Annotated in this window: 7 protein-coding genes; 4 read left to right on the top strand and 3 right to left on the bottom strand. The window is 30.2% G+C overall.

Annotated elements, in window-relative coordinates; all coding sequences use genetic code 11:
* Positions 1-4 precede the first annotated feature (4 nt).
* Positions 5-856 (top strand): YitT family protein, encoded by an 852-nt coding sequence (locus tag B5D15_RS05615; protein WP_242948694.1) that lies wholly within the window; start codon positions 5-7, stop codon positions 854-856.
* A gap of 22 nt (positions 857-878) precedes the next feature.
* Here the strand turns inward: B5D15_RS05615 and pssA are convergent, their stop codons facing one another.
* Positions 879-1,388, bottom strand: a complete 510-nt coding sequence (gene pssA / locus B5D15_RS05620) for a CDP-diacylglycerol--serine O-phosphatidyltransferase (RefSeq protein ID WP_078696143.1) — start codon at positions 1,386-1,388, stop codon at positions 879-881.
* Between the two features lie 400 nt (positions 1,389-1,788).
* On the opposite strand from pssA, the gene B5D15_RS05625 reads away from it, so the two are divergent.
* Positions 1,789-2,220, top strand: a complete 432-nt coding sequence (locus tag B5D15_RS05625) for a CBS domain-containing protein (protein WP_078696144.1) — start codon at positions 1,789-1,791, stop codon at positions 2,218-2,220.
* 65 nt (positions 2,221-2,285) lie between these two features.
* A complete protein-coding gene (locus B5D15_RS05630; RefSeq protein WP_078696145.1) occupies positions 2,286-3,170 on the top strand; it encodes a YegS/Rv2252/BmrU family lipid kinase in 885 nt (294 codons plus the stop codon).
* A gap of 12 nt (positions 3,171-3,182) precedes the next feature.
* Here the strand turns inward: B5D15_RS05630 and B5D15_RS05635 are convergent, their stop codons facing one another.
* Together B5D15_RS05635 and B5D15_RS05640 are read right to left on the bottom strand one after the other, a co-directional pair.
* Positions 3,183-3,812, bottom strand: a complete 630-nt coding sequence (locus B5D15_RS05635) for a DedA family protein (protein WP_179122204.1) — start codon at positions 3,810-3,812, stop codon at positions 3,183-3,185.
* Positions 3,813-3,817: 5 nt separating this feature from the next.
* Positions 3,818-5,635 (bottom strand): YgiQ family radical SAM protein, encoded by a 1,818-nt coding sequence (locus tag B5D15_RS05640; RefSeq protein WP_278305565.1) that lies wholly within the window; start codon positions 5,633-5,635, stop codon positions 3,818-3,820.
* 167 nt (positions 5,636-5,802) lie between these two features.
* Here B5D15_RS05640 and sleB point away from each other — a divergent pair, with 167 nt between their 5' ends.
* Entirely contained in the window at positions 5,803-6,474 is a 672-nt protein-coding gene (gene sleB / locus B5D15_RS05645; RefSeq protein WP_078696147.1) for a spore cortex-lytic enzyme, read from the top strand.
* Positions 6,475-6,843: the final 369 nt, after the last annotated feature.

Below are 6,843 nucleotides of genomic sequence, written 5' to 3' on the forward strand. Positions count from 1 at the left end.
TATTTTGTTTAAAAGAAACGATAAAATAAAAAGAATTATAATGGTTTTGATTGGAGCACTGATGTGTTCTATAGCATTAAATGCTTTTATAATTCCTCATAAACTTTTAAGCGGAGGAGTTTCAGGCATATCTATAATAATACAATATTTAACAGGTATTTCAGCTGGATATTTGATATTTATTTTTAATATTCCTATATTTTTGCTTGGAATGAAAGAAGTAGATAGAGACTTTATTGTTTTCAGCCTAATTGGAATGATATCTTTTTCAATATTTTTAGTAGCTACAAAAAACTTAACTGAATATATAAAAATTAATGACATTCTTTTATCTGCAATATATGGTGGAGTTGTAAATGGAATTGGTATGGGTATTACATTTAGAAACAGAGCTTCTCAGGGAGGTACAGATATAATAGCAGTTGCTGTAAAGAAGAAGTATGGAATAAATATATCGACAGTATCTTTTTCAATAAATGGTTTAATTGTATTATCTGGAGCTTTAATAAACAACTTTGAAGCTGCTTTGTATACACTTATTTCTATGTATATTGGTTATTATATAATGGATAAAGTTATTGAAGGATTTGACAGAAAAAAGATGCTTTTTATAGTAACAGAAAAAGAAAAAGAGGTATCAGAAGCAATAATGCAGGAAATCGGCAGAGGAATTACGCTAATATATGGGGAAGGTGCTTATACAGGAGATTCCAAAAAAATAATATATTGCATTGTAACCTCAACTCAACTTGCTAAAACTAAAAAAATAGTTGAAGATATTGATGATAAGTCTTTTATGTCTATTATAGATGCTTCTGAAGTACACGGCAGAGGATTTAAAAGACCGGCATTATAAAGATAAGCCCTAATTTAAGGGCTTATCTTTTTTGTATCTTGATTTTACTTATCATAAGATATGATAGTATTACTATTAAAACAGCTGAAAAAAGATTATGCTTAATGAAATATATGTTTATTAAACAATCAACTGCGACTAATCCACCTGCAATTGTTATAGGTATTCCCATATAAACATTGTCAAACTGTGTAACATTAAACCTTGCAAGCCTGTATGCTCCAGCGATAGGATAAAGAATAGTAATTATATAACCTATAATTCCAAACTGATTTAAAAATAAGTTCCAGCAAAGTACTGCAGGAGCAGCTCCAAATGAAACAAGATCTGAAAGGGAATCAAGCTCTTTTCCAAAGAGAGTTACTGCATCTAATTTCCTTGCTATTTTACCATCATATCTATCAACAATAACTGATAATAAAATCATTAATGATGCAAGTTTTGTATTATTAGTAAGTGTAAATAGTATTGAAAGCATACCAAAGGATAAATTAGAAAAGGTTAGCAAACTTGGTATAATATTAAAATTCATTATTTAATCACCTCCTACGATAGTTATACATTCTTACTATGTCTATAGTTAATATAAGAACTTTCTTTGGCATATGACTTATATATTTATAATTACTTGCCATTTATATTGAGCTAAAAAATTTTTACTGAATAATCTATGGTTTTGAAAAAGTACATGGTATGCCTTCTGCTTTGATTGAAATTTTTGACATAACTAATATTCTTTTATTATTTCTACATATTAGATATTATAACTATAAATAATATATTTTACAAGGAATCTAAGGCTTAAATTAAATATATAATAAAAATTCTATAGAATTTAATTAGGTTTAAATAGATATCTTAACTTAAAAAATAAATAAAAGAATAATAATTGTATTTAATGATGGAGAAAATAATTTTAGGAGGTTGATTAGGTGAAAGTAAATGAATTTATGAGCAAAAATGTTATTTCAGTTGCTCCTGATACGTCAATTATTGAAATTGCAAGGATTATGAAGAATAATAATATTGGCTCGGTTCCTGTTGTTAAAGAGAGTAAAGTTATTGGAATCGTAACAGATAGAGACATAGTTTTAAGAGATATAGCAGAGGGAAAAGATATAAAAAAAGTTACTGCAAAGGATGTTATGACTACAGGAGTTACAACCGCTACACCAGAAATGGATATACATGAAGCTGCTAAAATAATGTCTGAAAAGCAGGTTCGAAGACTGCCAGTTGTAGAAAAAAATAACCAAATCGTTGGTATGCTTGCTCTCGGAGATATTGCTGTATATTCTAAACTTGAAGATGATGCAGGAGAGGCTTTAAGCGATATTTCTAAACCAACTAATACTATGTATTAATTAAAGTTCCTGCTATTGCAGGAACTTTTTGCATATGATAAAATTTATGCTTATGGGGGGATATTATGAAAAAAGCAAGGCTTATATATAATCCGTATTCAGGAGACAGATCTTTTAGGATGAGACTTGATTTGGTTATTGATAAACTTCAAAGAGGCGGTTATGAGGTAATACCTCATAGAACAATGTCTGTGGAGGATATTTATTTAAGCATATCAAATTCTGATTACTGTGATTGTATTATCGTTTCGGGAGGAGACGGTACTATAAATCATGTAATAAATGCTATGCTGCAGAAGGATTTAGATGTTCCTATAGGTATAATTCCATCAGGTACTTCTAATGATTTTGCAGCCCATTTAAACATACCAAAAAGGGTAAGTCATGCCTGTGATATAATATCTAATGGTAATATATTAGAAATAGATGTGGGAAAGATAAATGAAAGGTATTTTGTTAATGTTGCTGCAGGAGGACTTTTGACGGATGTATCTCAAAAGATAGATATTAACCTAAAAAACACTCTTGGCAAAATGGCTTATTATATTAAAGGAATTGAGCAGCTGCCTAATTTTAGAGCAATTCCTATAACAATAGAGCATGAAGATAATATTATTAATGAGATGGTTTATTTATTTGTTATACTTAATGGTTCTACAGCAGGAGGATTCAAACTTGCTCCTGATGCGACTGCCCATGATGGAAAGCTGAATTTAATAGCCGTAAAATCCTGTAATTTGATGGAACTTTTTAATTTGTTTATCAAGATGCTCAAAGGTGAGCATCTTGAAAGCAGTAATATAATTTACTTGAAAGGCGAAAAATTCAGCATAAAATGCAATGAAAATATAGAAACTGATATTGATGGAGAAACAGGACCGCTTTTCCCTCTTAACGTTTCAATATCAAATAAAAAACTGAAAGTGTTTACTCCAATTAACCATATTTAGAAATTTAAATTATCATTTTGAGTTTGCGTATTTATTTTTGTAAAATAATTTCACATATGAATAAACTACAAAAATAATTATAACAGCTATAACTATTACTTTATTATATTCTTTTAGAGTCTGCTTTATTAGAATAATATTATCTCCTGTAAGCCTTCCGGCCATTATTATAATAGTGTTATGTATAATTGTCGCTATTCCTATAGATATAAAAGCAGAAATAGGGGGCAGCTGAAAAAGTCCTGCTGTAATAAATGTTAAAGAACCAATACCGGGAAGAAATTTATTTATGATTATTGCGAAAGAACCATATTTTTCAAACCACATCTCTGCTTTGTCTATCTTTCTAAGATTAAAATATTTTTCAATGAACTTGTTTAAAAAAACTGATTTACTGAATTTGAAACCAATAAAATATAATAATAAACTGCTTACATATGTTCCAAGAAGAGTAGAAAAAGTTACAAAATAGATATTTAAATAACCTTTACTTGTTAAATAGCCTTGAAAAATTGTTAAGGTATCTCCTGGGTAAGGAGGAAAGAGAATCTGAAGTACTGCATTAATAAATGAAAAAGCGTATACATAAAAGGGATTAGTTAATGCAGTACTTTTTATATATTCTAATAAATATTTTTCCAAAGTTATCACCTTTTCCCTTTAGCTGCAGTTTTAACTTTTGGAGGAATAAGACATTTTTTTCCATAACCTATGAGATCCTGCCGTCCTGCTTTTATTAATGCTTTATAAACAAGAGAATAGTTTTTAGGATTCCTAAATTGTAAAAGGGCTCTTTGCATAGCTTTTTCTTCAGAAGTTTTAGGAACATAAACCTTCTCTCCTGTAAGAGGATTAATTTCGGTATAATACATAGCAGTTGAAAGACTGCCAGGAGTAGGATAAAAATCCTGTACCTGTTCTGGATTGTATCCCATTTCTTTAATATATAGAGCAAGTTCAATAGCAGCATTTAAATCGCTTCCAGGGTGGCTTGACATTAAATATGGTACGAGGTACTGATTAAGTCCAAATTTTTTGTTTGTTTCAAAATATTTTTCTTTAAATCTGTCATAAATTTTTCTTGAAGGTTTTCCCATAAGCTTTAAAACCTTATCGGATACATGCTCAGGCGCAACCTTCAATTGGCCGCTAATGTGATATTTAACAAGTTCATTAAAAAACTCTCTGTTTTTATCATAAAGCAAATAGTCATATCTAATACCAGATCTTATAAAAACCTTTTTTATTCCTTCAATCTTTCGAACTTTTCTTAATAAATTTAAATAATCTGAATGGCTTACTTCAAGATTAGCACAGGGTTCAGGAAATAAACATTGTCTATTTTTGCATACTCCATATTCTAATTGTCTCTTGCATGAAGGATTTTTAAAATTTGCTGTAGGTCCTCCTATATCATGAATATATCCTTTAAAATTAGGAAGCTTTGTTAAAGTTTCTGCTTCTTTTAATATTGATTCATCGCTCCTTGATTGAACTATCCTGCCTTGATGGAAATTAAGGGCACAGAAAGAACAGCCTCCAAAGCAGCCACGGTTTGATGTTATGCTGAATTCTACTTCTTTTAATGCAGGAACACCTCCCATTTTTTTATACATAGGATGAAAAGTCCTCTTGTAGGGGAGAGAGTATATTAAATCTAATTCCTCTGTATCTAAAGGGAAAGATGGAGGATTCTGAACAATATATTTTCCTCTGCATTCCTGAACGATTGTTTTTCCTCTGATTGGGTCCTGCTCTTCATATTGTGTTTTAAAAGCAGAAGCGTAAGATTTTTTATTGTCTGATACTTCTTTAACTGAAGGAATTAAAGTAAAATCCTTTAAATTATTGATATCATCTGCAACATAGCAGATTCCTTTTATATCTTTTATTTCATTTATTTTTTTACCGTAGCTTAAAAGATTTGCTATTTCCATTATAGGTCTTTCACCCATACCATATATTAAAATATCGGCACTGCTGTCAATTAGAATAGGATTTCGTACTTTATCATCCCAATAATCGTAATGTGCAAAACGTCTAAGGCTTGCTTCTATGCCTCCTATAATAATTGGAATATTACCATAGGCTTCCCTAATTTTATTGCAATAAACTATAACAGCTCTATCAGGCCTAAAACCTGATTTCCCTCCAGGAGAATATGCATCATCGTGTCTTCTTTTTTTTGCAGCTGTAAAGTGGTTAACCATAGAATCGATGTTTCCTGAGGACAATAGGAAAGCAATTTTCGGTTTCCCGAGAACCATAAAACTATCTTTATTTTTCCAATCAGGCTGTGGTATTATTCCAACTTTAAAACCCATAAATTCAAGTAATCTTGAAATTATTGCATGACCGAAGGAGGGGTGGTCTACATATGCATCTCCAGAAACGAATATAAAATCAAGTTCATCCCATCCTCTTTTTTTCATATCTTCCTTACAAACGGGTAAAAATTCTGTCACATTATCACCTCAATAATATTATTACCTAAAATAATATATAAAAAAGTAAAAAAAAACAACTCAATTGTTATAATGCATTAATAAATAAAAAAATGGTAAATAATTTGTTACTCAATGAATTAAATAAAAATAAAAACAAAAAATATAGAAGAAGGAGGAATAAAAAAATGAAAAAAGTGTTTTTATTTAGCTGGTTTGTTTTTATTTTTTATTTTATTTATGCAATATTTATTATGAGAAATGCTACATATTTTGCTGCAAACTATCAATATGGTTCAAAGGGGCAGACTGTAATTCAAATACAAACAAAACTAAAAAATTGGGGATATTATGATGGCCCTATAGATGGCATATATGGATATAAGACCTATAGTGCTGTTAAATATTTTCAGCGAAAAAATGGATTATATCCTGATGGAGTTGTTGGTCCTAAAACCCTTGCTGCTTTAGGAATTAATGAAAGTAAAAGCTCAGGAAGCGACAGTTACAGCTCAAATCAACGATTGCTCTCAAGGGCAATTTCAGGTGAAGCGAGAGGAGAGCCCTATGTGGGTCAGGTAGCAGTTGGAGCAGTAATTATAAATAGGACGAGGGATCCTCGTTTCCCAAGTACAATTCCTGGTGTAATATATCAGCCAGGAGCTTTTACAGCAGTATCCGATGGTCAGATAAACTTAGAACCAGTAAGCAGTGCAGTCAAGGCATCTACTGATGCTTTAAATGGATGGGATCCTTCTGGAGGAGCGGTGTTTTATTATAATCCAGAAAAAACAACTAATAAATGGATATGGTCACGCCCAGTCATAAAAGTTATAGGGAAACATGTATTTTGTAAATAAATTTAATAAAAATCATATAACAGAGATTTCGCACTTGAAAATTTTTAGGGCGATAAGCCCGTTGATTTATAATGGTTAAGAAATAGTAAGTAGAAATTAGGTATTTTCCGATTTTTACTGGAAAATATAGAGAAAAAAATTGCATAAAGAAAGCATCCTTTTTATAATAGTTTTACCACAAACAAACATAAAAAGGATGCTGATGAAATGAACAAAAGTTATTTAAAACAAATGCTCACTTACTTTTCTAAAGTATATCATCTTGGAGAAAAAATCAATACCTTAAATAAAAAAAGAGTGAAATCCCCATTTGAAATTTCAACGATTACATTTGTAGTTTTGTTTGCATTTATGCTTCAAATAAGAAGT

The sequence above is a fragment of the Caloramator quimbayensis genome (assembly GCF_900167605.1).
GTDB classification, from domain to species: Bacteria; Bacillota; Clostridia; order Clostridiales; family Caloramatoraceae; genus Caloramator_B; species Caloramator_B quimbayensis.

Excerpts from the sequence above, each read along its gene's own strand:
- pssA (WP_078696143.1), bottom strand. The coding sequence starts at position 1,388 with ATGAATTTTAATATTATACCAAGTTTGCTAACCTTTTCTAATTTATCC.
- B5D15_RS05630 (WP_078696145.1), top strand. The coding sequence starts at position 2,286 with ATGAAAAAAGCAAGGCTTATATATAATCCGTATTCAGGAGACAGATCT.
- sleB (WP_078696147.1), top strand. The coding sequence starts at position 5,803 with ATGAAAAAAGTGTTTTTATTTAGCTGGTTTGTTTTTATTTTTTATTTT.